The sequence below is a fragment of the Nocardia sp. NPDC055029 genome, assembly GCF_053608525.1.
Map to the genome: position 1 here is coordinate 80164 of NZ_JBSGVQ010000015.1, position 23550 is coordinate 103713.

General features: G+C 69.3%; 21 protein-coding genes. 11 read left to right on the top strand and 10 right to left on the bottom strand.

Annotated features, from left to right (window positions below; translation table 11 throughout):
* Positions 1–164: 164 nt before the first annotated feature.
* From ACWF9G_RS15895 to ACWF9G_RS15910, 4 genes are read right to left on the bottom strand one after another with little or no spacing between them, the layout of a single operon-like run.
* The gene (locus ACWF9G_RS15895; protein WP_452516036.1) at positions 165–1091 is read right to left on the bottom strand and encodes an ABC transporter permease; all 927 of its coding nucleotides are present in this window, start codon (positions 1089–1091) and stop codon (positions 165–167) included.
* Positions 1088–2242: an ABC transporter permease gene (locus tag ACWF9G_RS15900; protein WP_452516038.1), complete on the bottom strand. Its 1155-nt coding sequence runs from the start codon at positions 2240–2242 to the stop codon at positions 1088–1090. The genes ACWF9G_RS15895 and ACWF9G_RS15900 overlap by 4 nt, the downstream gene beginning before the upstream one ends.
* Entirely contained in the window at positions 2239–3792 is a 1554-nt protein-coding gene (locus ACWF9G_RS15905) for an ABC transporter ATP-binding protein (protein WP_452516039.1), read from the bottom strand. Before ACWF9G_RS15905 ends, ACWF9G_RS15900 begins: the two co-directional genes overlap by 4 nt.
* 5 nt (positions 3793–3797) lie before the next feature.
* The gene (locus ACWF9G_RS15910) at positions 3798–4790 is read right to left on the bottom strand and encodes a BMP family protein (protein WP_452516040.1); all 993 of its coding nucleotides are present in this window, start codon (positions 4788–4790) and stop codon (positions 3798–3800) included.
* A 160-nt stretch (positions 4791–4950) separates the two neighbouring features.
* Here ACWF9G_RS15910 and ACWF9G_RS15915 point away from each other — a divergent pair, with 160 nt between their 5' ends.
* Positions 4951–5673, top strand: coding sequence for a GntR family transcriptional regulator (locus ACWF9G_RS15915; protein WP_452516042.1), 723 nt, complete (start codon positions 4951–4953; stop codon positions 5671–5673).
* 69 nt (positions 5674–5742) lie between these two features.
* Here the strand turns inward: ACWF9G_RS15915 and ACWF9G_RS15920 are convergent, their stop codons facing one another.
* Positions 5743–6636, bottom strand: coding sequence for a LysR family transcriptional regulator (locus ACWF9G_RS15920; RefSeq protein WP_452516043.1), 894 nt, complete (start codon positions 6634–6636; stop codon positions 5743–5745).
* Positions 6637–6707: 71 nt separating this feature from the next.
* On the opposite strand from ACWF9G_RS15920, the gene dapA reads away from it, so the two are divergent.
* Together dapA and ACWF9G_RS15930 are read left to right on the top strand one after the other, a co-directional pair.
* Positions 6708–7601, top strand: coding sequence for a 4-hydroxy-tetrahydrodipicolinate synthase (dapA, locus tag ACWF9G_RS15925; RefSeq protein WP_452516044.1), 894 nt, complete (start codon positions 6708–6710; stop codon positions 7599–7601).
* A 62-nt stretch (positions 7602–7663) separates the two neighbouring features.
* Positions 7664–9193, top strand: a complete 1530-nt coding sequence (locus ACWF9G_RS15930; RefSeq protein ID WP_452516046.1) for a DHA2 family efflux MFS transporter permease subunit — start codon at positions 7664–7666, stop codon at positions 9191–9193.
* A gap of 63 nt (positions 9194–9256) precedes the next feature.
* Here ACWF9G_RS15930 and ACWF9G_RS15935 read toward each other — a convergent pair whose 3' ends face one another.
* Entirely contained in the window at positions 9257–9688 is a 432-nt protein-coding gene (locus ACWF9G_RS15935) for a type II toxin-antitoxin system Rv0910 family toxin (RefSeq protein ID WP_379310968.1), read from the bottom strand.
* Positions 9689–9942: 254 nt separating this feature from the next.
* Here ACWF9G_RS15935 and ACWF9G_RS15940 point away from each other — a divergent pair, with 254 nt between their 5' ends.
* From ACWF9G_RS15940 to ACWF9G_RS15960, 5 genes are read left to right on the top strand one after another with little or no spacing between them, the layout of a single operon-like run.
* On the top strand, positions 9943–11331 hold the full coding sequence (locus ACWF9G_RS15940; protein ID WP_379310967.1) for an ATP-binding protein: 1389 nt from the start codon (positions 9943–9945) through the stop codon (positions 11329–11331).
* Positions 11309–11719 carry a roadblock/LC7 domain-containing protein gene (locus tag ACWF9G_RS15945; protein WP_379310966.1) on the top strand — a complete coding sequence of 137 codons (411 nt, stop codon included), beginning with the start codon at positions 11309–11311 and terminating at the stop codon, positions 11717–11719. Before ACWF9G_RS15940 ends, ACWF9G_RS15945 begins: the two co-directional genes overlap by 23 nt.
* On the top strand, positions 11719–12069 hold the full coding sequence (locus tag ACWF9G_RS15950) for a DUF742 domain-containing protein (protein WP_379310964.1): 351 nt from the start codon (positions 11719–11721) through the stop codon (positions 12067–12069). The genes ACWF9G_RS15945 and ACWF9G_RS15950 overlap by 1 nt, the downstream gene beginning before the upstream one ends.
* Positions 12044–12646 carry a GTP-binding protein gene (locus ACWF9G_RS15955; protein WP_189033371.1) on the top strand — a complete coding sequence of 201 codons (603 nt, stop codon included), beginning with the start codon at positions 12044–12046 and terminating at the stop codon, positions 12644–12646. The genes ACWF9G_RS15950 and ACWF9G_RS15955 overlap by 26 nt, the downstream gene beginning before the upstream one ends.
* Complete coding sequence (locus ACWF9G_RS15960) at positions 12643–13848, top strand: cytochrome P450 (RefSeq protein WP_452516047.1); 1206 nt, start codon at positions 12643–12645, stop codon at positions 13846–13848. The genes ACWF9G_RS15955 and ACWF9G_RS15960 overlap by 4 nt, the downstream gene beginning before the upstream one ends.
* A 7-nt stretch (positions 13849–13855) precedes the next feature.
* Here the strand turns inward: ACWF9G_RS15960 and ACWF9G_RS15965 are convergent, their stop codons facing one another.
* On the bottom strand, positions 13856–14404 hold the full coding sequence (locus ACWF9G_RS15965) for a TetR/AcrR family transcriptional regulator (protein WP_452516048.1): 549 nt from the start codon (positions 14402–14404) through the stop codon (positions 13856–13858).
* A gap of 200 nt (positions 14405–14604) precedes the next feature.
* Here ACWF9G_RS15965 and ACWF9G_RS15970 point away from each other — a divergent pair, with 200 nt between their 5' ends.
* Both ACWF9G_RS15970 and ACWF9G_RS15975 read left to right on the top strand, forming a co-directional pair.
* Entirely contained in the window at positions 14605–15843 is a 1239-nt protein-coding gene (locus ACWF9G_RS15970) for a cytochrome P450 (RefSeq protein WP_452516050.1), read from the top strand.
* A gap of 129 nt (positions 15844–15972) precedes the next feature.
* Entirely contained in the window at positions 15973–16365 is a 393-nt protein-coding gene (locus ACWF9G_RS15975; protein WP_452516051.1) for a hypothetical protein, read from the top strand.
* Between the two features lie 53 nt (positions 16366–16418).
* Here ACWF9G_RS15975 and ACWF9G_RS15980 read toward each other — a convergent pair whose 3' ends face one another.
* Complete coding sequence (locus tag ACWF9G_RS15980) at positions 16419–18992, bottom strand: ATP-dependent Clp protease ATP-binding subunit (protein WP_452516052.1); 2574 nt, start codon at positions 18990–18992, stop codon at positions 16419–16421.
* Positions 18993–19305: 313 nt separating this feature from the next.
* On the opposite strand from ACWF9G_RS15980, the gene ACWF9G_RS15985 reads away from it, so the two are divergent.
* Positions 19306–21372, top strand: a complete 2067-nt coding sequence (locus tag ACWF9G_RS15985) for an AMP-binding protein (protein ID WP_452516053.1) — start codon at positions 19306–19308, stop codon at positions 21370–21372.
* Here ACWF9G_RS15985 and ACWF9G_RS15990 read toward each other — a convergent pair.
* Together ACWF9G_RS15990 and ACWF9G_RS15995 are read right to left on the bottom strand one after the other, a co-directional pair.
* Entirely contained in the window at positions 21355–21981 is a 627-nt protein-coding gene (locus tag ACWF9G_RS15990; protein ID WP_452516055.1) for a TetR/AcrR family transcriptional regulator, read from the bottom strand. The two genes, ACWF9G_RS15985 and ACWF9G_RS15990, sit on opposite strands and share 18 nt — an antisense overlap.
* 34 nt (positions 21982–22015) lie before the next feature.
* Positions 22016–23443 carry an amino acid permease gene (locus tag ACWF9G_RS15995; protein WP_379308845.1) on the bottom strand — a complete coding sequence of 476 codons (1428 nt, stop codon included), beginning with the start codon at positions 23441–23443 and terminating at the stop codon, positions 22016–22018.
* Between the last annotated feature and the right edge of the window lie 107 nt (positions 23444–23550).

Genomic DNA, 23550 nt, shown 5'->3' on the forward strand with positions numbered 1-23550 from the left:
GCCCGCCAGCGCCGGGGGCGCCGCTAGAACCGCGGTGCCGCCGGCGGGGTCGGTGGGGCCCCCCCCCCCCGCGCCAATTACTGCCCCCCCGGCCCGCACGGCGGTCACCTCGGAATGCGACAGGATCAGAGTCAACGCAGGAGCTCCTCGAAAGCGGGGGCGGGTCAGGACGTTCGGGCGAAGGCGACGGTGAGGTCGCGCGGTGAGCGGCTGTTGCCGACCAGGCCGCTGACGGCGACGATCGCGATCAGATAGGGCAGCATCACCAGCAGCGCGAACGGCACGTCGACACCCAGCGCGGGCAGCGCGAACTGCAGTGCCTGGGCGATACCGAAGAACACCGACGCCCAGATCACGCCGAGCGCGCGCCAGCGGCCCGCGATCACCGCGACCACGGCGAGATAGCCGATGCCGCCGGTCATGTTGTCGCTGAACGAATGCACCTCCGACAGCGCCAGTTGCGCACCGCCAAGGCCCGCGGCGAACGCGGCGAGCAGCACACAGCCGTAGCGGACGATCCGCACGGACAGCCCGGTGCGGTCGGCGGCGACGGCGTCCTCGCCGATCGCGTCGATCACCAGGCCCAGCTTGGTTCGCCGGGAGAACGCGACGGCCAGGACGGCCACGACGACGATGCACAGGTAGCCGAGCGCGGTCTGCCCGAACAGAGCGGGCCCGACGACCGGGATGCGGTGCAGCAGGGGAATGCTCAACGCGTCGAAACCGGGGGCACCGTGGCCCTTGCCGTCGGCCAGCAGCAGCCGCGCGCCATAGGTGGTGGCACCGAGGGCCAGCGCATTGCTCGCGATGCCGACGACGATCTGGTCGGCCCGCAAGCTGACACTCCAGATCGCTTGCAGCGCACCGAAGATCAGCGCGGCGCCCACAGCGGCGATCGCGCCGAGGACCGGTGAACCGGTGGTGACAGCCCCGAGCACGCCCGCGAAAGCGCCGGTCAGCATCATCGCCTCGAGGCTCAGATTGAGCACACCCGCGCGTTCGCTGACCAGTTCGCCGCTCGCGGCGACGAGGATGGGCAGGGTGAAACCGATACCGCTGGTGGCGATGTCGGTGACCGTGTCGAGGCTCATCGCGGTGCTCCTGCCAGGTCGGCAGTATCGATCGGGGAAACAGCCTGCGGGGCAGCGGGTTCGGGCTTGCGCGCCGACCGGGTCCACAGGGCGGCGCCCGCGATGAACACGATCATCAGCGACTCGACGACGCTGACGGTCGACGCGGGCACATTCGCGGCCAGCTGCAGGTTGATCCCGCCGGAGACGAGGAATCCGAGCAGCAGCGAGACCGCGACGACCGCGGCCAGCGAGCCACGGGCAAGCAGCCCGACGACCAGGCCGGAGAACCCGTATCCGGAGGAGAAGCCCTCCGCGAGGACGAAAGGCGCGGTGGCGACGAGCAATCCGCCCGCCATGCCGGAGAACGCGCCCGCACCCGACAGGCTGAGGAATCGCAGCCGCTGCACGGGCAGGCCGAGCCGGGCCGCCGCGTCGGGATTGAGGCCGACCGCGCGCAGCCGGGTACCGAGCGCGGTGTGGCGGACCAGGATCGCGGTGCCGAGCGCGGCCACGACCGCGATCCACAGCGCGATGGTCGCGGGGGAGCGTTCGATGCCGAGCAGTGGCAGCTGCGCCGCGGGGGTGAGCTGTTCGGACTGCGGCAGGGTTTCCGACGAGGTCACCGGTTGCCGCAGCAGCGCGGGTTCGTGCACCACGAGCAGCACCATGGCGAGGCCGACGAAATTGAGCAGCAGCGTGGTGATGATCTCGCTGGTGCCACGCCGGACCCGCAGGTAGGCGGCGATCGCGGCCCAGAGCCAGCCCGCGGCCGCCGCGCCGATCAGTACCGCGGGCAGGGTGATCGCGGCGGGAGCGCCGGTCAGCGTGGTGCCGATGGCGGTGGCGGCGATACCGCCCGCGCAGATCTGGCCCTCACCACCCACATTCACCAGGCCGGCCCGGTGCGCGATGGTGAAACCGACGGCCACCAGCATCAAGGTGGCCGCGACATTGAGCGAAGCGCCGACGGCATAGCCGCTGCCGAACATGCCTTCCCACAGCGCGGTCATCGTCGCGCCGGGCGCCGCACCCGCGAAGGCGGCCAGGATGAGCCCGACCACGCCGGCGGCGATCATCGCCGCGGCCGCGACGACAACGGGCTGATGTGCCCAGCGGCGCAGCCGGATTCGGTACCAGCCCGCCGTTCTGCTCTCGGTGACAGCGGTCATGCCGACACTCCCATCATCAGTTCGCTGATCTGTTGTGCCGCGGTGGGATCGGCTGTCTCGACGGGGCCGGTGAGCGTGCCGCGATAGGCGACCAGCACCCGATCGCACAGGGCGAGCAGTTCGGGCACCTCGCTGGACACCACGAGCACACCGCAGCCGTCGGCGGCGGCGCTGCGCAGCCGGGTCAGCACGAAATCGACAGCGCCGATATCCAATCCGCGCGTCGGCTGGGCGGCGACCAGGCAGCGCAGGTTCGTGGTGGACAGCTCCCGGGCGAGCACCACCTTCTGCTGGTTGCCGCCCGAGAGCGCGCCCATGCGCACCCACGGCCCGGCGGCGCGCACGTCGAACCGCTCGAGTTCGGCCTGCGCGGCGCGACCCATGGCGCGTTTGTCGAGCAGCCCGAAGCGGCGGAACCTGCCGAGCTGCCCGAGGAAGAGGTTCTCGGCGATGGTCATGTCGGCGACCATCGCGTCGCGGTGGCGATCCTCGGGCACGACAGCGAGGCCCAGACCGGTGCGCGTGGCGGGACGCGCGGCGGTGATGTCGGTGCCGTCGAGGGTGACGGTGCCCGCCGCCGCCGGTGCGCTGCCGGCCAGGACGGCGACGAGTTCGCTCTGACCGTTGCCTTCGACTCCGGCGATGCCGACGATCTCGCCGGGCCGCACGCGTAGCCGCACCTCGTCGAGTGCGGTGCTGCCGTCGGCCCGATGGGCGGTGAGGCCGTCGACGGACAGCACCGGCATCGCCGTCTCCGGTGTCGGTGCGATTTTCGTTGCGGGCCTTGCGGTATCGACGCCGAGGGTCGCGGCCACCGTCGGATCGAGGTCGGCGGCGGTGCGGCCGACCATGGCGGTCAGCAGCTGCGTGATGCCGGTGTTCGACATCCGCCCGCCACCGGCGACCGTGCCGCGCCGCAGCACGGTCGCGGCGTCGGCGACCCGGGCGACCTCGCCGAGCTTGTGCGTCACCAGCACCACCGTTTTCCCGTCGGCGGCGACAGCGCGGCAGGTGTCGATCAGCGCGTCGATCTCGGCGGGATCGAGCACGCCGGTCGGCTCGTCGAGCAGGATCAGCGACGGATCGCGCAGCAGCGCCTTGACGATCTCGACCTTCTGCCGCGCACCGACCGGCATCGTCGCGACCCGCTGGTCGAGGTCTATCCGCAGCCGGTAGCGCTGGGCGATCTCGTCGAGCCGGTCGGTCAGCGCGGCACGGCGCATCCGCACGCCCCGCTGGGTGAGCAGCAGATTCTCCGCGACGGTCATGGTGGTGACCAGGCTGAAGTGCTGGTGCACCATGGCCACGCCCGCGGCCATCGCGGCGGCGGGGGAGTCGGGCCGGAACTCGGTGCCGCCCAGCGTCATCCGGCCCGTGTCGGGCCGGTAGCCACCGAAGACCAGGTTGCACAGCGTCGACTTGCCCGCGCCGTTCTCGCCGAGAACGCAATGGACGGTGCCGGATTCGACGGTGACGTCGACATCGCGCAGGGCCCGCACGTCACCGAAGCTCTTACCCAGTCCCTGCAGGGTCAATGCGGGAGTGCTCATGGCGGTCAGTACGGCTCGACCGCGCCGGTGGACAGGGCTGTCTTGGCCTTGGCGAGTGCGTCGGCGACCGCGGCGTCCTTGCTGCACAGCACGAAATCGGTGCCGTGGTTGGGCGAGGTGAGGCCGAAGCGCACGTTCTCGGACTTCCACGAGTTGTCGAGCGCGGCGTTGACGGCGTACTCGACCTCGGCGCCGATGTCGGTGTGCACGTAGCCCAGGTAGACGGGGTTGGTGCAATCGCCGGGGATCGGTCCGCCGACCATGGCCGCGCCTGCCTGGGTCGCGGCCTGTTCCATACCCGCTTTGCCCAGGTTCACGATCTGGCCGAGCGCGCCGGCGCCGGCGCCGTAGTCGGCCAGGGCGGCCTGCTTGGCTTTGGCCGGGTCGTTGAAGTCGCCGACATACTGCGGGGTCAGCACCTTCACGTCGGGTTTGGCGAAGCGGGCGCCGTTGCCGAAGGCATTGGCGGCGTTGACGATCGCGGGCAGCTCGACGCCGCCGACGAACGCGACCGCGCCGGTCTTCGCGCCCGCCGCCGATACCGCGCCGCTGAGGAACTCGGCCTCGGCTTGCTGCGGGTCGTAGTAGGCGAGGTTGGCCATGGGCTTGGCATCGGCAGGGCCGCCGATCTCGACGAACTTCACGTTCGGGAACTGCGGGGCGACCTTGCGCACGTCGGCGTCGGTCTGGCCGCCGAGCGAGATCACCAGATCGTTGGTCGAGGCGAACCGGACCAGGGCCTGCTGGTAGTCGCTGGCGGCGACCTGTTCGATCTTGCTCAGTTCCACCTTGTCGCCGAGCTTGTCGGCGATGCGCTGGTAGCCCAGATACCCCGACTGCATGAAGCCGGTGTCGGAGAGCGAGCCGGGGAAGAACACGCCGACCTTCAGTGTGCCGCCCGACGTGGTGGTGCCGGAGGATCCGCAGGCCGACAGCAGGGCGGCGGCGGCCAGGGCGGCCGAGCCGAAGGCGATCGCGCGCCGAGTGGACTTGTGCACGGGGTACTCCTTGATCGAACGAACCGCCCACTTAGCGGTATACCGTTAAGTGTCAGCCTGGGGCCCTTGGATGACGGGCGGATTACCGAAACGTAAGAAACGGTCGCTCGCGGCGGGCGGTACTACCGTGGTGGGAGTGCAAGCGCGGAAGGATGGTGCGGTGTCGGCGGAACCGGCGAAGAAGTCGCTGCGGGACCGGGCCTACGAGGAGCTCCGCGACCGGATCATCGACCTGCGGCTGAGCCCAGGGCAGCGGCTGGTCGAACGCGATCTCGCGACCGAGCTGGAGATCTCCCGGATCCCGCTGCGCGAGGCGCTGCAGATGCTCGAGCGCGAGGGGTTGGTCGTGATCGTGCCGCGTCAGGGTGCGATCGTCGCCCCGTTCACCGCCGCCGACGTGCGCGACCTGTTCGACGTCCGCGAGAGCCTGGAAGTCCTCGCTGCCCGCCTGGCCGCCGAACGCGCCGAACCCACCGACCTCGCCGCCCTGCGCGAGCAACTCGACGCCGCCCGCCGGGCCACCGCCGCGGGCGACCAGGCCGCGATCGCCGCCGCGAATGCCGGCTTCCACACCCGCATCGTCGAGGTCTCCGGCAATCCGCTCCTGCAATCCCTGCTGCGCCCCTTGGAATCCCGCGTCCGCTGGCTGTTCCACCTCACCAAGGAGCGTGACCCCGGCACCCAGTGCGCGGAACACGAAGCCCTCTACGCCGCCATCGCCGCAGGCGACCCCGACGCCGCCGCCGAGATCGCCTACCGGCACGTGGCCTCCGGCCGCGAGCCCAGCCTCGCCCTCTCGGCCCAGTGGTCGATGCCCGACATCGACCCGATCTCGGCCACCCGCACCCGCCAGCGCACCTCCCAGCGTGACAAGACCGCCTGACCTGTCAGCGCGTGACCGGCCGCAGGCGCCATCGGGCCGGGCGGATCCAGTTGTCCGGATTCGGATCGCTCACGAATGGTGTTCCGCCGCTCGGGCTGCCGAACGTAAGGCGGTGCGGGCGGCGGCGATCGCGGGGTGGGCGTCCGTGCCGTTGCGGTAGGCGAGGTGGGTGTGGCGGCGGGTCGACAAGGGTGTGAGGGTGACATCGTCGGGTGGGGAGTGCAGAGCGAGGGCGGGGACGATCGCGGTGCCCGCGTCGGCCGCGACCAAGGCCAGGACCGTGTCGAAGTCGTCGGCGTGGTGGCGGATGCGGGGCGTGAAACCCGCTGCCTGGCAGGCGCGAAGGGTGACGGCATGGCAGAGGGTGCCGGGTGTGCCTGCGATCCAGGGGGATTCGCGACGGGAGCGTAGAGGTTCGCCGTCGGGGACGGAGTTTCGGGTGGCGAGGTAGACGGTTTCGGTGTGCAGGGGCTCGGTGTGGATGGCGGGGTCGGGGGTGGCGGGCACCAGGTCGTAGTCGTGGGTGAGGGCGATGTCGAGGGCGCCCGCGCGCAGGGCGTCGGGGACGTCGGCGGGGTCGATCTCGGTGACCGTGAGTTCGAGGCGGGGATGGTCGGTGCTCAGGGCGACCAGGGCGGGGGACAGGAGCGTGCGGGCGGCGGTGGGGAAGGCGCCGATCCGCAGGGTTCCGACGAGTTCGTCTCGGGCGACTGCCAATTCGGCATCGGCGTGTTCGAGGGCGGCGAGGATCGTTTCGGTGTGGCCGACGAGCAGATGCGCGGCCGGTGTGAGAGTGACGCGGCGGCCCGTGCGTTCCAGGAGGGGAACACCCGCCTCGCGTTCGAGCGCGGTGAGCTGTTGCGACACGGCCGAGGGCGTGTAGCTGAGCGCGTCGGCGACCGCGGCGATGGTGCCGCGGTGGGCGAGTTCGCGCAGGAGGCGGAGCTTGCGGACATCCAGCATCAGTTCAGCTTACGTTCGACATCACGAATGTGAACTGGACCTGATGTGTCGGCGGCCCGACGATAGGAACCATGACATCGCTGCAGGGTTTGTTCGTCCCCATGATCACGCCGTTCACCGCCGACGGCGCCCTCGCGCCCGCTGCCCTGGAACGGCACGCGCACAGCGTCCTCGACGCGGGCGCGACCGGACTCGTCGCCTTGGGCACCACCGCCGAGCCCTCGGCGCTGACCACCGACGAACGGGACCGCGTCCTCGACCTCTGCGCCGACGTGTGCGCCGAACGGAACGCGCCGCTGATCGTCTGCGCGGGCGGCAACGCGACCGCGGAATCGGTCAGGGCGGTCGGCGAATTGCGGCATCCGATCGCGGGTGTGCTCGCGGTGGTGCCGTACTACGTGCGCCCGAGTGAGGAGGGTGTCGTCGCGCACTTCACCGCGCTGGCGGCGGCCAGCCCGGCCCCGCTCTATGTCTACGACGTGCCCTACCGCACCGCGCGCCCGCTCGGCGGGGAGACGCTGGTGCGGCTCGCGAACATTCCGAACATCGCCGGATTCAAGCACTCCGTGGGCGGTGTCGACGCGGCCAGTGTCGAACTGATGGCTCGCGCCGGATCCAGCACGACGGTGCTGTGCGGCGACGACCGGTTCGCCTCGGCCCTGCTCGCGCTCGGCGCGCGGGGCGGCATCCTCGCCGCGGCCAATATCGCGCCCGCGGACTACGCGGAGTTGATCGCCGCCTGGCTTGCCGGTGACGCGACGCGGGGCCGCGAGATCGGCCATCGCCTCGACGCGCTCGGTGCCGCACTGTTCGCCGAACCCAACCCGACGGTCGTCAAAGCGGTGCTGGCCGAACGCGGGCAGATCCCCAGTGCGGCGGTCCGGTTGCCGCTTCTGCCCGCTTCGCCCGATTCGACGGCGGCGGCGCTGCGGGCCGCCGACGCCGCGGCCGCCGCTCCCGTGTGACACGAGATCACGAACAATAAATTTCGCTGGTCTTCAGGGGCGAAAGATGCCAGGCTCAAGCGGTGACGAAACCTCCGGATATCGGCGCCGCTGCCGATCCCACCTCCGACAAACTGGATGCCGCTGTACTCAAAGTGGCAGGCGTAGTCGTCCTCGGCGCGGTGATGTCGATCCTCGACATCACCGTGGTCACCGTCGCGATTCCGACATTCATGGCGGACTTCCAGGCCTCCGTCGAGGTCGTCGCCTGGACCATGACCGGCTACACCCTGGCGTTGGCCTCGGTCATCCCGATGACGGGGTGGGCGGCCGACCGCTTCGGCACCAAACGCCTCTATATGGCGGCGCTGACCTTCTTCATCATCGGGTCGGTGCTGTGTTCGATGGCGTGGAGTATCGAGTCGCTGGTGGCGTTCCGCGTCATCCAGGGCATCGGCGGCGGCATGCTCATGCCGCTGGGTATGACGATCATGACCCACGCCGCCGGCCCGCAGCGGATCGGCCGTGTGATGGCGGTGCTCGGTGTGCCGATGCTGCTCGGCCCGATCTGCGGCCCCATCCTCGGCGGCTGGCTCATCGACTCCTTCAGCTGGCACTGGATCTTCCTGATCAACCTGCCGCTGGGTGTGGTCGCCCTGATCCTGGCCTACATCGTGTTCGCGCCCGACAAGCCCAAGCCCTCGGAATCGTTCGACTTCCTCGGCATGCTGCTTGCCTCGCCGGGTCTGGCGCTGTTCCTGTTCGGTGTCTCCTCCATCCCGGAGAAGGGCACGGTGCTCGCCGCGCGCGTGCTCATCCCGGCGATCATCGGCGCTGTGCTGCTGGTGGCATTCGTGTTCCACGCGTTGCGCACCGAGCATCCGCTGATCGACCTGCGCCTGTTCCGCAACCCGTCGCTGCGCTACTCGGTGCTGACCATGTCGCTGTTCGCGACGGCGTTCTTCGGCGCGGGCTTCCTGCTGCCGAACTACCTGCAGCAGGTGCGCGGTGAGACGGCCTTCGATTCCGGCCTGCTCATGGCGCCACAGGGGATCGGCGCCATGCTGACGATGCCGATCGCCGGCTTCCTGGTCGACAAGATCGGGCCGGGCAAGATCGTCATGTTCGGCATCACCTTCATCACCATCGGCCTGGCGGGCTTCACCCAGCTGCACGCCGACACGTCCTACCTGATGATCGGCGCCGCGCTGTTCGTGATGGGTCTGGGCATGGGCTGCACCATGATGCCGGTGATGACCGCCGCCATCCAGACGCTCTCGCACGCCCAGGTCGCGCGCGGTTCGACGCTGATGAACATCATCAACCAGACCGCGGCCTCGATCGGCACGGCGACGATGTCGGTCGTGCTGGCCGCCCAGCTCAACGACCACCCCGAGGCCAAGATCGGTATCGCCTCGAACGCCCGACCGGACATCGCCGCACAGGTGCCGCCGTCGGTGATCGAGCAAGGTCTGGAACTGGCCGCCGACGCGTTCAGCAATACCTACTGGGTCACCGTGATTCTCGCGGCGCTGACGCTGATCCCGGCGTTCTTCCTGCCGCGGAGCAAACCCGAGGCTCCGGTCGACGCCGAAGCAGCGGCACTGGTCTGACGCCGCACACGCGCGAAAGCCCGGACGGAACCTGGTGTTCCGCCCGGGCTTTCGCGTAGCGACTCAGCCGTAGAGCTTGACGAAGGCTTCGAGCGACCGTTCGATATCGCCGCGCAGTGCCTTTGCGACCGCCGAACCGATCGGGCCGAACAGCGGTGCACCGCCCAGATCGATGTCGACACCGACCTTGGACCCACTGCCCGCCGGTTCGACCAGCATCGCGAGCCCGAACTTGGTGCCGCCGATGCCTGTACCGGTCAGCGCCAGGCGACGCGGCGGTTCGGCGGTGCGCACGGTCCAGGTGACCTTGTTGCGAAAGCCCTTCACACGGGCGATGCCGACGAGGACCGTGCCGGGGGTGAGATCCTCGGGCAGGGTGCCGCGCCACGCCTCGTGAATGGTCAGCCAGTCGCCGAGCGCGGGCAGGTCGGAAGCGTGGGCCCACGCCTGGTCCGGTGGGACAGGGACATCGACGGAGAGCTTCAGTTTCGCCACCAGGGGATGGTATCCGGTACCCGAGGTTCCGCCTCGACCGGATCGGGGCATAGCAAACCAGAATAGATCACCCGCCCAGGAGCGCGGGTGGGAATTCTGATGGCGGACAGGACGATCCACATCGCAATCGATCATGGTGCTGCTACTGTGTGCGGGTCGCCGGCAGCGAGGCTTGCCTGGCGAATGCCTCCCGGGCCGGCCGGTGAGGGCCCACCGGCCAGGGCGTGGTGTGGTCGACGACGACGAAAGATCTGATGAACTCAGGAATCGCGGTGCTGTTACTCGTCATCGGAGCGCCGCTGTTGCTGCTCGCGCTGGCCGTGACGGTCTTTGCCATGCGCAACGAGCGCCAGCAGCGACTGCGCGCCGACGCCGCCATCCGTGAGCGCGTCGCGTGCGAGAACGCGCTGATCCAGCTGGCGCAGACGACACTGCCCTCGATCACCGACGCGGTGCGCAGGCACGAGATCCCCGCGGTGGCTGTCGATCTGCCCGTGGAACTGCAGAATTCGCAGGTCGGCCAGGTGCTGCAGGTGATCGCCACCGGTCACGCCGAGGATCTGCGCATGGTCTCCGAGGAGACCAGGGCGATGGTCGAACGCTACGGCGAGCAGCGTCGGCTCAACGAGGTCGTGGCGGCCAAAGAGGAGGCGCAGACCGAGCTGTCGGCGTCCTCGCGGGCCGCCACCAGCGCGGCGGTGCGCTCGTTCGGCACCTCGGTGGTCAGCCTCGGCACCGACCTGGGCCAGGTCGTGAGTGCCGCGCTGCGTGAGCATCGCGACGACGCCATCTACGAGACGCTGACCCGGATCGACCACACCGTGCAGCAGATGATCCGGCAGGCGCAGTCCTATGTGATCGTCTCCGGTGGCCTGCCCGGCCGTCGCTGGCCGCAGCAGTCGCTCACCGACGTGGCGGGTGGCGCCACCGGGCGCGTCCGGGAATTCCTGCGCGTGCGGTCGGGGCAGTCCGATCGGGTCGTGATCAGCCGCGCGGTGGAACCGCTCGTGCACACGCTGGCCACGCTGCTCGACAACGCGCTGCGCTATTCGCCGCCGTCGTCGTTCGTCGAGGTCGGCTTCCAGGAGGGGCACCACGGTGTCACCGTCATCGTCGATGACGCGGGCATGCGGATGAGCCCGGAGCAGCTCGAGGACGCGCGGCAGGTGCTCAGTGGCGAACGCGCGGTCGACATCCATGATCTCGGACCGGCGCCGAAGGTCGGCTTCCCCGGCATCGCGGCGCTGGCGCGGCGCTACGGGTTCTCCGTCCATGTCGACGGGCCGAACATCTTCGGCGGCATGCGTGCGATGGTCTACGTTCCGTCGGCACTGCTGGTGAGTGGTGCCGCACCGCGCCTGCCCGAGCCCGAACTCGTCGCCCCCGCCCACGTCCCGGTGCCAGTGCCGGTGCTGGTCGAGGCCGACGGGCCCCGCGCCGAAGTGCACGAGATCACCAGTGGGGGATTGCCCAAGCGCCGCCGTAGGCCGGTCGCGCCGGATTCGGCGGGAGTGCCCACCGAATCGGGCAATGCTCGCCCCGACCTCGCCGCTGCCTGGCACAGCGGTTCCCGCAGCGGTCGCCTCGCTGCGGCCGAGCGAACGACGGAAGGAACAGCCGATGAGCACACCGGTAGCCGATAGCACGAACCGACTAGCGTGGCTGCTCGAGGATCTGGAGATCCCCGGCGTCCGCTTCGCGGTGCTGCTGTCCGATGACGGACTGCGGATCGCCCACTCCCGTGGCGTGGCCAAGGACGACGCCGAACGGTTCGCCGCGGCCGCCTCCGGCCTGCGCTCGCTCGGCAAGGCGCTCGGCGAATTCTGTGGCGGATCGTCGAACGCGGTGCGCCAGAACATGACCGAGTACGACGATGGCATGATCATGATCACCGCGGCCGGTGTCGGTGCGCTGCTAGGCGTCGCCACCACCGCCGACGTCGACGTCGCGCTGGTGGCGCACCGGATGAACGAACTGGCCTCGCGCGTCGGCCACGAGATCGGCAGCGCGCCGCGGCACGGTGGCAGGTAATGAGTCGCGGCAGGCGCGATCCCGATCTGGTCAGGTCGTATGTGCGCACCGGCGGACGGGTGCGGGCCGCGCATGAACTGGACCTGGTGACCCTGGTCCGCGCGCTCGCCGACGCGCGGCCTGATCATCGGCCCGACGAGCGCCGGGTCCTCGCGCTCACCAGTCGCCGCGGCGCGCTGTCCATCGCCGAACTGTCGGCGTATCTGGATCTGCCCGCGTCGGTCGTGAAGATCATCGTGTCCGATCTGCTCGACAGCGGCTATCTACAGTGCCCGACTCCGGCCGAAGTGAAGCCGGAACTAGCGTTGATCAAGGAGGTGCTGCATGGTCTCCGTGCCATCGCGGGGTGAGGTCGACTACGTCGCGGAGACCGTGACGCGGTCGGTGAAGATCCTGGTCGCAGGCAATTTCGGCGTCGGCAAGACGACGTTCGTGTGCGGCGTCTCCGAGATCAGGCCGCTGCGCACCGAGGAAACGATCACCGAGGCGAGCATCGGCGTCGACGATATGGCGGGGCTCGGCACCAAGGTGCAGACCACCGTCGCACTGGATTTCGGCCGCATCACCCTGAACCCGCAACTGGCGCTGTATCTTTTCGGCACTCCCGGCCAGGAACGCTTCGCCCCGCTGTGGGAGGAGCTGGCCCGTGGCGCGCTGGGCGCCCTCGTGCTGGTCGACACCCGGCGCATCGAGAAGGCCGACGACGTGCTTTCGGCGCTGGAACAGCGCGGTGTGCCCTACGCGGTGGCGGTCAACGAGTTCGAGGGCTTCCGGCGTTACCCGCTCGAGGAAGTGCGTGAGGCGCTCGACCTGGCGCCGGACACCCCGGTCGTCGCCGTCGACGCGCGCCGCCGCGACCACGGCATGCGTGCGCTGATCACGTTGGCGGAGTATCTGTTCCGCAGGCAGGAAGCGAACGCGTCATGACGGTGGACCTCTCGGCCGACGAGCGGGTGCCGATGTACGCTCCCGAGTTCGCCGCCGATCCCCAGGCGGCCTACCGGGAGATGCGGCGCCGGTTCGGCTCGGTGGTGCCGGTCGAGCTGTCGCCGGGAATCCGGGCGACGCTGGTGATCGGGTATCACACGGCGGTGCGGATCCTCAACGATCCCGAGCACTTCCCGGCCGATCCGCGGATGTGGCAGCGCAATATCCCGCAGGACTGCCCGGTGCTGCCGATGCTGCAGTTCCGCCCGGCCGCGCTGCGCACCACCGGCGCCGAGCACACCAGGTACCGGCAGGCCAATGTCGCCGGCATCGCCGGTGTGGACCTGTACGCGATGCACGCCACCATCGAGCAGTTCGCGATCCCGCTGATCAACAGCTTCTGCGTGACCGGCTCGGCGGACCTGTTGAGCCAGTACGCGTTTCCGCTGGTGTTCCAGGCGCTGAACTCGATGCTGGGCTGCACACCGGAGATCGGGGCGCAGGTCGCCACCGGCATGGCGCAGATCTTCGAGGGCGACGACGCCGAAGCGGGCAACAACCTGCTCGCCTCCGCGCTGACCGACCTGGTCGCGCTGCGGCAGCGCGAGCCGGGCGACGACGTCGCCACCCGGCTGCTGCACCACCCGGCCGCCCTGACCGACGAGGAGATGGTGCACCAGCTGCTGGTGCTCTACGGCGCAGGCATCGAGCCGATGCTGAATCTGGTGGTGAACACGCTGCGGTTGATGCTCACCGACGATCGTTTCGCGGGCAATGTGCTCGGTGGCAGCCTGTCGACCCGCGACGCGCTCGACGAGGTGCTCTTCACCGACCCGCCGCTGGCCAACTTCTGCATGACCTATCCGCGTCAGCCGATCCTGATCGACGAGATGTGGCTGCCCGCCAACGAACCGGTCGTGATCAGCATGTCGGCCTGCAACAACGATCCGGCCATCGCCGGTCGTGATGTGGTCGACAACCGGGCGCATCTGGCGTGGAGTGCCGGCCCGCACGGCTGCCCCGCCAAGTCGGTGGCGTATCTGATCGTGCAGGACGCGATCGACCAATTGCTCGACGCGCTCCCGGAGCTGAAGCTGGCCGTGCCCGCCGAGGAACTGGTGTGGCGGCCCGGTCCGTTCCACCGCTCGCTGGCCGCGCTGCCGGTCGAGTTCCCGAAGACGCCGCCGCTGCCGATGCCCTGATCCGCGCTCAGCGGACGCGCAGGGCCGGACCGACGAACCGTTCGACCAGCTGACGTTCGGCCGCGGCATCGGGCAGTGGCCAGGTGAGCAGCGAGAGGACGACCCGCACGATCCAGGCCGCGGCCGCGTCGTCGGGGGCGATGCGGGTCAGAGCGGTCGCGATGCGGCCGAGTTCCGGTGCGTCGGCGAGGAATTCGTCGGTGTCGGCGGAGCGGTGCCGGATCAGCCATTGCCGCAGGATCGGATCGGCGCGGAGGGCGGCGACCGCGGCCAGGATCGCCTCGACCGGGCGACGGCCCGCCGGCACCTGATCGACGGCGGCTTCGACGCGGGCGACGACGGTGCTCGCGGCCCTGACCATGACCGCGCGGACCAGACGCGGCTTCCCGCCCACGTAGCGGTACATCGTCGCGCGCGAGCAGCCCGCGGCCGCGGCGATGTCCTCGGCGGTGACGTCGTCGATGCCGCGTTCGAGGAACAGCGTGAGGGCGGCGCGTTCGATCCGGTCGATCGCGACGGTGCGGCGGTCGCCGCCTGCCAGCCAGTCGGCGGTCATCGGGAGCTCCTTCACTGTCTCAGGCTGAGACGTTCTCTCGAATCTGTCTACCTGAGTATGTGCTGGAAGAGCATGGTTTCACGAGATTCAGTGCGGTGTGCCGGGTGTGCCGACAAGTCTCGAGGTGAGACGGCCGTTGAACTTCTGTTCGCCCGGGGACACGGTGAGGGCCGACAACCTGACCAGGAAAGGCGGCGGCGATGACCACGGATCTCGGGGCGATCGATCTCTTCGATGCGGCGGTGCTCGACGACCCCTACCCCCTGTATCGGACGCTGCGTGAGCACGCGCCGGTCCATCGGGTGCCGGGCACCGACTTCTTCCTCGTCGCGTCGTGGGCCGCCGTCACCGAGGCCACCGCGCGCACGGCGGAGTTCTCCTCGCATCTGACCGGGGTGCTCGTCGCCCAGCCGGGCGCGGCGCCGATCACCTTCGACCTCGACTCGACCGGACAGGCTGTGCACGTGCTGGCCACCGCCGACGGGTCCGTGCACTCCGCGCATCGCAGTGTCGTCGGTCCGGCGCTGGCCAAGCGGGTCCGCACCCTGGGGCCCGTGGTCACCGCGCTCACCGAGCAGCTGTGGGCGGAGGAACTGGTCGGTGACCGGATCGACTGGGCCACCGGCATCGCCGACCGGCTGCCGCTCGCGCTGATCGCCGAACTCGTCGGGCTGCCACGTGCCGATGTGCCGCGACTGCTGTCGTGGGCGTACGACTCCACCGAGATGCTGGGCGGCATCGTCGCCGACGGCAGGATGACAGCCCTCGTCACCTCAGCCGCCGAACTGGCCCACTACGCCTACCAGGCGGTGGCCACGGCGAAAGAGCGTGCTGCCCGGCAGGATTCGCCGGAGGCACTGATCGATGTGCTCGCCGCGGCCCTGGCTGCGGGGCGCATCGACGAGCAGCAGGCGGTGCTGATCGTGGTGCAGTTGATCGGTGCGGGCGGCGAGTCGACCGCGGGTCTGATCGCCTCGGCGGCCCGCCTGCTGGCGACCGACCCCGATCTGCAGTCACGGCTGCGGGATCGACCGGAGCTGGTCCCGGTGTTCCTGGACGAAGCGTTGCGGGTGGAGTCGCCGTTTCGCGGCCACCACCGGCACGTCGTCGCCGATACCGAACTTGCCGGTGTCGAACTGCCCGCGGGCAGTCACCTGCTGTTGCTGTGGGGCGCGGCCAACCGCGATCCGGCGATGTTCGGTGACCCCGACGTCGTCGACCTGGAGCGGCCGCGCGGACGGGTACACGCGGCCTTCGGCGCGGGCGCACACTTCTGCATCGGATCGGCCTTGGCCCGCCTCGAAGCCACAGCGGCGATCACCCTGCTGCTCGAGCGCACCGAACGGTTCACCCTCGTCGAGGACGCACCGCCGCGATGGGTGCCGAGCCTGTTCGTCCGGCGGCACGCGAGCCTGCCCCTGGACGTCGTCCGGCGCTGATCGACCGAGGCTCGGCGAGCAGCAAACGTTTCGTGTGTTCTCCCACCATCGCTCCCACGATGGGGTGAGGATTGAGCACGACTCGCCGGCCTCGCGTTCGGCCGGCCCCGCAGCACAAGGACGTGAGATATGAGTGACAGGAAAATTGCCTTCGCCTTCGCGGCCACCGGGACGGCGTTGCTGGCCATGACGATCGGCTCACCGTCCGCCTCCGCGGCGGTCTCGCAATTGACGGTCGACCCCGGACTCAGCGTCGGGATGGCAACCAACTACGGCACCGGCTGCACCCACCATCTGGTGGCCCGGCTCAGCGTCGACATGGAACCTGTCTCCTTCTACGACAACGGCGCCCTGCTGGCCGTTGTCGTCCCACTCGACGGCACCGCCAGCATCGACTGGGTGCCCTCGAGCGGCGGTCCGCACAGCCTGGCGGCATTGCAGGGCGGCGTCGGCCGCGGCGCCGATGTGAGCGTCGGCAGGGGCTTCCGGTTCGGCGAGTCCTGCGTGGTCACCGGCGGCTGATCCGAACACGACGGTGGCCCGGTCCGTGCGGACCGGGCCACCGCCGTCGGTGCCTACTTCTTCGACGAGGCGAGCTTCTTGTCCTCGCCCTTCTTCGCCGACTTCTTCTTCGAGTGCGACTTCGGTTCGGCGCCATTGGTACCGGCGCCACCGGTCGGTGCGACCGCGGTGACGACCAGATCGTCGTCCGCGGTGTCGACTTTCACCGTCGCTCCCGGTTCCAGACCGCCGTCGAGCAGCAGCCGCGAGATCCGGTTGTCGAGTTCCTTCTGCACCGTGCGGCGCAACGGCCGGGCGCCGAACTCGGGCTGGAAACCCCGATCGCCCAGCCAATCCACCGCCGACTCACTGATGTCGAGCTCGATGTCCTGGGCGGCGAGCATGCGCCGGGTCTTGTCCAGGATCAGGTTCACGATCCGTTCCAGCTGCGACTTGTCGAGCCGGTGGAACACCACCGTCTCGTCGATGCGGTTGAGGAACTCCGGCCGGAAATGCTGCTGCAGCCGTTCCATCAGCTGCGGCGTGATCGCATCCAGATCGCCCTCCGGGGCCTTCAAGATCAGGTCCGAGCCGATGTTGGAGGTCATGATGACGATCGTGTTCTTGAAATCGACGGTGCGGCCCTTGGAATCGGTGACCCGGCCGTCGTCGAGCAACTGCAACAGCACGTTGAACACATCCGGATGCGCCTTCTCGACCTCGTCGAACAGGATCACCGAGTACGGCTGCCTGCGCACCTTGTCGGTGAGCTGCGCCGCGTCGTCGTAGCCGACATATCCGGGCGGAGCGCCGACGAGGCGGGAAACCGTGTGCTTCTCCTGGAACTCGCTCATGTCGAAGCGGATGAGCCGGTCCTCGTCGCCGAAGACGGCCTCGGCCAACGCTTTCGCGAGTTCGGTCTTGCCGACACCGGTCGGCCCGAGGAACAGGAACGACCCGATCGGCCGGTTCGGATCCTTGAGTCCGGCCCTGGCGCGGCGCACCGCCTCGGCGACCGCGACGATCGCCTCGTCCTGCCCGATCACCCGCTTGTGCAGTACGTCCTCGAGCTCGAGCAGGCGCTGCTTCTCCTCGGCGGTGAGATCCGCGACGGGGATACCGGTCTGCCGGGAGATCACCTCGGCGATGTCGACGACCCCGACCTCGGGCTCGCCTGCCCGCACGCCGGATTCCTCGAGCTCTTCCTCTTTGTCCGCGATATCGGCCTTGATCGCGGTGGCCTTCTCGTAGTCCTCGTTGTCGACCGCGGCGTCCTTCTCCCGGTACAGCCGCGCGATCTCCTCGTCCTTGGCCCTCGCCTCCGCATCGGGCGTGCCCGAACGCAGCCGCACCCTGGCACCGGCCTGGTCGATCAGATCGATCGCCTTGTCGGGCATGAACCGATCGGTGATGTAGCGATCGGAGAGCTGGGCCGCCGCGATCAGCGCCTCGTCGGAGTAGCGCACCTGATGGTGCTCCTCGTAGACGTCGGCCAGACCGCGCAGGATCTCGATGGTGTCCTCTACCGAGGGCTCCGACACCATCACCGGCTGGAACCGGCGCTCCAGCGCGGCGTCCTTCTCGATGTATTTGCGGTACTCGTCGATCGTGGTCGCGCCGACGACATGCAGTTCGCCGCGGGCGAGCGCGGGCTTGAGCAGGTTGCCCGCGTCCATCGAGCCCTCGCCGCCGCCCCCGGCGCCGACGATGGTGTGCAGCTCGTCGATGAAGACGATCAGTTCGTCCTTGTGCGCGCGGACCTCGTCGAGGATCTTGGTCAGCCGCTCCTCGAACTCGCCGCGGTACTTGCTGCCCGCGACCAGCGTGCCGACGTCGAGCGCGATGACGCGGCGGTCGGCGAGGGTGGAGGGCACGTCGTTGTTGACGATCCGCTGCGCCAGCCCCTCCACGATCGCGGTCTTGCCGACACCGGGGTCACCGATCAGCACGGGATTGTTCTTGCGCCGCCGCGACAGGATCTCGATCGTCTGCTCGATCTCCTCCGCCCGCCCGACGACCGGGTCGACGAGCCCTTCGCGGGCCTCCGCGGTGAGATCGCGGCCGTATTCGTCCAGGGTGGGGGTGTCGGTCTGCTGGCGGCGCTTGGCAGGGGCGCCGGTGGTCGCGGGGCCGGACGTGTTGCCGCTCTGGGTGGCGGCGATGCCTGCCATGAGCGCCTGGGCCGCCACGGAGTCGGGGAGCGAGGCGATACCGAGCAGGACGTGCTCGGGGCCGATGTAGCTGCTGCCGGACTGCGCGGCCTGCCGTTGGGCGGCGCGCAGCGCCAGCTTGGTGCCTGGGCTGAGGGTGATGTCGGCGAGGTCGTCTTCGCTGGGCGAACCGGTGTCGAGGTATTCCTGCATCTGCTCGGCAACCTGGTCGGGGTCGAGGCTGAGCTCGGCCACGATGCTGCGGCCCGGTTCGGATTCGGTGGCGGCGTAGAGCAGATGCTCGGGCGTGATCTCGGGATTGCCCCACTCCTGGGCGGCCTCGCGGGCCGAGCCGATCAGCAACTTGGCGTTGTCGGTCATGAGTCTGCCCAGGTCGATGCGTTGCACGGGTGGCTTGGCCGACATTCCTGAGCCGAAGAATCGCTGGAAGATGTCATCGAAAGAGTTCATCGAACTACCTGGCCAGCTCGCTGTCATGTCCACACCTCTTCGCTCGTCGCGCCGCTCTCGCGGCGACTCATGCAGATCGGGTCGGTACTGCCAGCAATACTTCGGCATCCCCGGGTGGGGTGCAAGCGATTGGGGAGTTTCACATCTGCAACGTCATGAGGTGTGGCGCGCAAACCAAAGTCCGGCCGAAGCGGTCCCATACCACCGGTTTTGTCTGATTCTTGATCGAGGAGCGGCACGGACGGGTAGCGTGACGACCCGCGCCACGGTATCGGCCGCGGCGCCCATATTTGCCCGCCGACCGAGCTGGTCGAACAGGCCGACGGGAAGAGCACGGAGTTTGGTCAACGACGTCATCGATGTCACCGCGGATTTCACGATCGCGCGTCAATCACTGTGGGATGTGCTGCTGGATCCGCAGAGCTATCCGCGGATGTTCACCGGCATCGGCAGTTGCGAACGGGTCGAGCGACCCGACGGGTCGGTGGTGTGGCAGGTGCGCGTCGGGTCGGCCGCCGCGGGGATCGAGACGCACGAGTTCGTTCTCGTGATCGGGCGCTGGTACGAGAGTTTCGAATTGCGCAGCCCGGCCCTGGGCAGCTTCGCCTCGGTCCGGTTGCGCGGCGACGAGCGGCGCACGCGGCTCGACATCACCCTGTTCGCCGCGGCCAGAGTGCACCCGCTGCTCGGTGAACGCGGCAACTCCACGGTCACCGACTGGGTGAAGGCGGGTCTGCGCCGCACCGCCGACGTCATCGCGGGCACCAGATCCTCGGTGGTGGTCAACGCCGAACGCTCGATGATCCGGCGCAATGCCGGGGTGGCACGCAGCATCGCGGCCACCGGGCTGATGCGGCCCGAACCCATCTCGATGGTGAAACAGCTTCGCTCCCTGTCGAAGTGGGGCTTCAATCTGGCGGGCGGGTATGCCGCGGGCGCGGCGCACGCGCCGGATCGGCTCGCGCTGATCGACCGGCGGGGCACCCGCACGTTCGCCGAGGTCGACACCAGGTCCACCGCGCTGGCGGGGGCGATGCACGCGCTGGGTCTGCGCGCGGGTGACGCCATCGGCCTGCTGTCGCGCAATCACGCGGGCATGGTCGAGACCATGGTCGCCGCGGGCAAACTCGGCGTCGACGTGGCGCTGCTCAATGCCGGACTGTCCGGGCGGCGGATCGAGGAGATCGTGCAGCGGCACCGGCTCAGCGCGGTCTTCGTCGACGGGCCGCTGGAAACGCTGATCCGCTACCTGCACAGCGACGTTCCGCGATACACCACCGACGACCTGCCGCCGGACCCGGATCGCACGACGGTCGACGGCCTGATCGCGTGGGGAAGCAACGACTTTCCGGTGCCCGCGCATCCCGGCAGGCTGATCGTGCTCACCTCGGGGACCAGCGGTTCGCCCAAGGGTGCCCGCCGTCCGCACGCCAAGGGTTTCGGCACGATCGCCGCGCTGCTCTCGCGGATTCCGCTGCGGGTCGAAGAGGTCATGCTGATCCCGGCGCCGCTGTTCCACACCTGGGGCCTGGCCGGATTGCAGCTGAGCACCGCGCTGCGTGCCACCGTGGTGCTCACCGACGGCTTCGACGCCCTCGACTGCCTGCGGGCGATCGCCCAGCACCGGATCACCACCTTGATCGTGGTCCCGACCATGGTCGAACGCCTGCTCGACGTGCCGGGTGACGTGCGCGCGAGCTTCGACCTGTCGAGCCTGCGGCACGTCGTCAGCTGCGGCGCCCCACTGGCCGGAGCCACCGTGCTGCGCTTCCTCGACACCTTCGGTGACGTGCTCTACAACGTGTACGGCTCGACCGAGGTCTCCTGGGCCAGCGTCGCCACCCCCGCCGACCTGCGGGTCTCGCCGACCACCGCGGGCCGCCCGCCGCTGGGCACCCGCGTCGCGGTGCTCGGCCCCGACCTGCGTCCGGTGCCGGTCGGCGCGACCGGCCACATCTTCGTCGCCAATCACATGCTCTTCGACGGCTACGTCAACGCGGCCCCGCCGGAGGAGGCCGACGGCATGCTCGACACCGGCGACCTCGGCTATCTCGACGCCGCCGGCCGGCTGTTCGTGGCGGGCCGCGACGACGAGATGATCATCTCCGGCGGCGAGAACGTCTTCCCTCGACCCGTCGAGGAAGCCCTGGCGAACCTGCCGCAGATCACCGAGGTCGCCGTCGTCGGCGTCCCCGACCGGGAATTCGGTCAGCGGCTCGCCGCGTTCGTGGTGAAACGCGAAGGGGCGGGCCTGGATTCGGACATGGTGCGCACCTACATCCGCAACCGGCTCAGCCGCTTCTCGGTCCCGCGCGACGTGACGTTCCTCAACGCGCTGCCGCGCGGGGAGACCGGCAAGATCCTCAAGCGGGTGCTGGTGCGACCGGAGTCAGCGCTGAGCGAGTAGCAGCCGCAACGCCCGCTCGATCGCCGCGGAGGCCTGGTCGCCGGACAGCCCGCGCCGGTCCTGCAGATGGTGGCGCATCGGCCAGGCGAGTGTGCCGTCGATCAGGTCGAGCAACTCGTCGTCGAGGGTGCCGTCGGGCCGGGTGAGTTCGGGGGCGAACAGCGCGGCGAGGACGGCGCGGATGCGTTCGTCGGTGCGGCGCATGCGCGCGTCGATCGCGGCGACCGACCTCGACTCCTGCAGACCGGGCAGGCGCGGGGTGCGCTGGAGTTCGAAGATCGCACCGCTCTGCCGCACCGCGATCGCGATCCGTTCGGCGAGCGCCAGGCCGGGATCGGGGCTCACCAGGCACGCCTCCACCGTGGCGGACTGGTACTCGGTCGCGGCGGCGAGCAGGGCATCGCGGTCGGCGAAGTGGACGAAGATGCTGCGCTCGGAAGTACCTGCCCGAGCGGCGATCTCGCGGGTCGTCGGCGCGAAATCGCCCTCGGTGATCGCGGCGAGCAGTCCGACGATGATGGCTTCGCGCGTCTTCGCCGGATCGCGGCGCCGCCGCGGCGGACGCGCCCCTGGCTCGTCCGCCGCTTCGACCTCGTGCCCAGACCTCATCGGCCCATCACAGCACAGACCGCCCGTCGCCTGCCTACTCGCTCGGCTGCGCCGCCGTGCGGTTCATCACCGAATGCGTGCGTGAGTAGCCGAAGTAGACGACCAGACCCACCACCAGCCAGGCCAGGAACCGCAACCACGTCTCCCACGGCAGCGAGTAGATCAGGTAGGCCGAGAACCCGATGCCGATCAGCGGGATGACCGGCATGAACGGCAGCCGGAACGAGCGCGGCGCGTCGGGCCTGGTGCGCCGCAACACGATCACCGCCACGCACACCACGATGAAGGCCATCAGGATGCCGATATTGGTGAGTTCGGCGACGGTGTTGATCGGCAGTACGCCGGCCAGGATCGCCGCGCCGACACCGACGATCCAGGTCACCCTGGTCGGCACCTTGCGGGTGGGGTGGGTCTTGGCGAACCACTGCGGCAGCAGCCCGTCGCGGCTCATCGCGAACCACACCCTGGTGACGCCGAGCATGAAGGTGAGCACCACGGTGACGATGCCGACGATGGCGCCGATGGCGATGATATTGGCGACGCCCGGCATCCCGACCGACTCGAACGCGGTGGAGAAGCCGCTGGTCGGGCTGATCTCGGTGTATTTCTGCATGCCGGTGAGCACCAGCGTGGCCAGCACGTAGAGCACCATCGCGATGGCCAGCGAGTAGATGATCGCCTTGGGCAGGTGCTTGCGCCCGTCGATCGATTCCTCGGCCGCGGTACTCATCGCGTCGTAGCCGAACACCGCGAAGAACACCGTCGCCGCGCCCGTCCACACCGCGCCGACGCCGAACGGGAAGTACGGGTCGTAGTTGGCGCTGTCGATGTGGAACACCCCGAGCACCACGATGAGCACCACCAGGGCGACCTTGATCCCGACCGCGACCGTCTCGAACCGGCCGACACTGTCGATCCCGCGCGAGAGCACCCACGCGGTGCCGAGGCAGAACAGCACCGCGAACAGATCGACGACCCGCCCGTCGCCGGTGTCCGGCGCGCCGAGCATCCATTCCGGCAGGGTCAGCCCGATCTGGTCGAGCAGGAACCCGAAGTATCCGGACACGCCGATGGCGACCACCGCCGCGACCGCGATGTATTCAAGCAGCAGATCCCAGCCGATGAACCAGCCCGCCAGCTCACCGAGCGAGACGTAGCCGTAGGTGTAGGCCGAGCCCGCCTTGGGCACCATGCCGGCGAACTCGGCGTAACACAGCGCCGCCGCCGCGCTGGCCACACCGGCGATCAGGAACGAGATCAGCACGGCGGGCCCGGTCACCGAATGGGCGACCGACCCGGCCAGGGTGAAGATGCCCGCACCGATGATGCCGCCGACGCCGATGGCGGTGAGCTGCCACAGGCCGAGCGATTTGGCGAGCCGCTCGTCGCTCGGAATCTCGTCCTCGACCTCGACGAGGGGTTTGCGACGCAGCATCTGGGCGCGCAACTCTGCGAAAGACATTCGCGTTCCTTCCGTCGGCGCACATCGCCACATCGCGATGCACGGACCCGAGTACACCGCCACGCCGCGACCGTGGGCGCCGAGAGTGAATATTGTTCAGCCGTAGA

Bases quoted from the DNA above. Each gene is read 5' to 3' on its own strand.
- dapA (WP_452516044.1), top strand. From the start codon at position 6,708: ATGACATCGCTGCAGGGTTTGTTCGTCCCCATGATCACGCCGTTCACC.
- ACWF9G_RS15960 (WP_452516047.1), top strand. From the start codon at position 12,643: ATGACGGTGGACCTCTCGGCCGACGAGCGGGTGCCGATGTACGCTCCC.
- ACWF9G_RS15995 (WP_379308845.1), bottom strand. From the start codon at position 23,443: ATGTCTTTCGCAGAGTTGCGCGCCCAGATGCTGCGTCGCAAACCCCTC.
- ACWF9G_RS15895 (WP_452516036.1), bottom strand. From the start codon at position 1,091: ATGAGCCTCGACACGGTCACCGACATCGCCACCAGCGGTATCGGTTTC.
- ACWF9G_RS15940 (WP_379310967.1), top strand. From the start codon at position 9,943: ATGAACTCAGGAATCGCGGTGCTGTTACTCGTCATCGGAGCGCCGCTG.
- ACWF9G_RS15920 (WP_452516043.1), bottom strand. From the start codon at position 6,636: ATGCTGGATGTCCGCAAGCTCCGCCTCCTGCGCGAACTCGCCCACCGC.
- ACWF9G_RS15990 (WP_452516055.1), bottom strand. From the start codon at position 21,981: ATGAGGTCTGGGCACGAGGTCGAAGCGGCGGACGAGCCAGGGGCGCGT.
- ACWF9G_RS15955 (WP_189033371.1), top strand. From the start codon at position 12,044: ATGGTCTCCGTGCCATCGCGGGGTGAGGTCGACTACGTCGCGGAGACC.
- ACWF9G_RS15980 (WP_452516052.1), bottom strand. From the start codon at position 18,992: ATGACAGCGAGCTGGCCAGGTAGTTCGATGAACTCTTTCGATGACATC.
- ACWF9G_RS15905 (WP_452516039.1), bottom strand. From the start codon at position 3,792: ATGAGCACTCCCGCATTGACCCTGCAGGGACTGGGTAAGAGCTTCGGT.
- ACWF9G_RS15975 (WP_452516051.1), top strand. From the start codon at position 15,973: ATGAGTGACAGGAAAATTGCCTTCGCCTTCGCGGCCACCGGGACGGCG.
- ACWF9G_RS15970 (WP_452516050.1), top strand. From the start codon at position 14,605: ATGACCACGGATCTCGGGGCGATCGATCTCTTCGATGCGGCGGTGCTC.
- ACWF9G_RS15965 (WP_452516048.1), bottom strand. From the start codon at position 14,404: ATGACCGCCGACTGGCTGGCAGGCGGCGACCGCCGCACCGTCGCGATC.
- ACWF9G_RS15900 (WP_452516038.1), bottom strand. From the start codon at position 2,242: ATGACCGCTGTCACCGAGAGCAGAACGGCGGGCTGGTACCGAATCCGG.
- ACWF9G_RS15950 (WP_379310964.1), top strand. From the start codon at position 11,719: ATGAGTCGCGGCAGGCGCGATCCCGATCTGGTCAGGTCGTATGTGCGC.
- ACWF9G_RS15945 (WP_379310966.1), top strand. From the start codon at position 11,309: ATGAGCACACCGGTAGCCGATAGCACGAACCGACTAGCGTGGCTGCTC.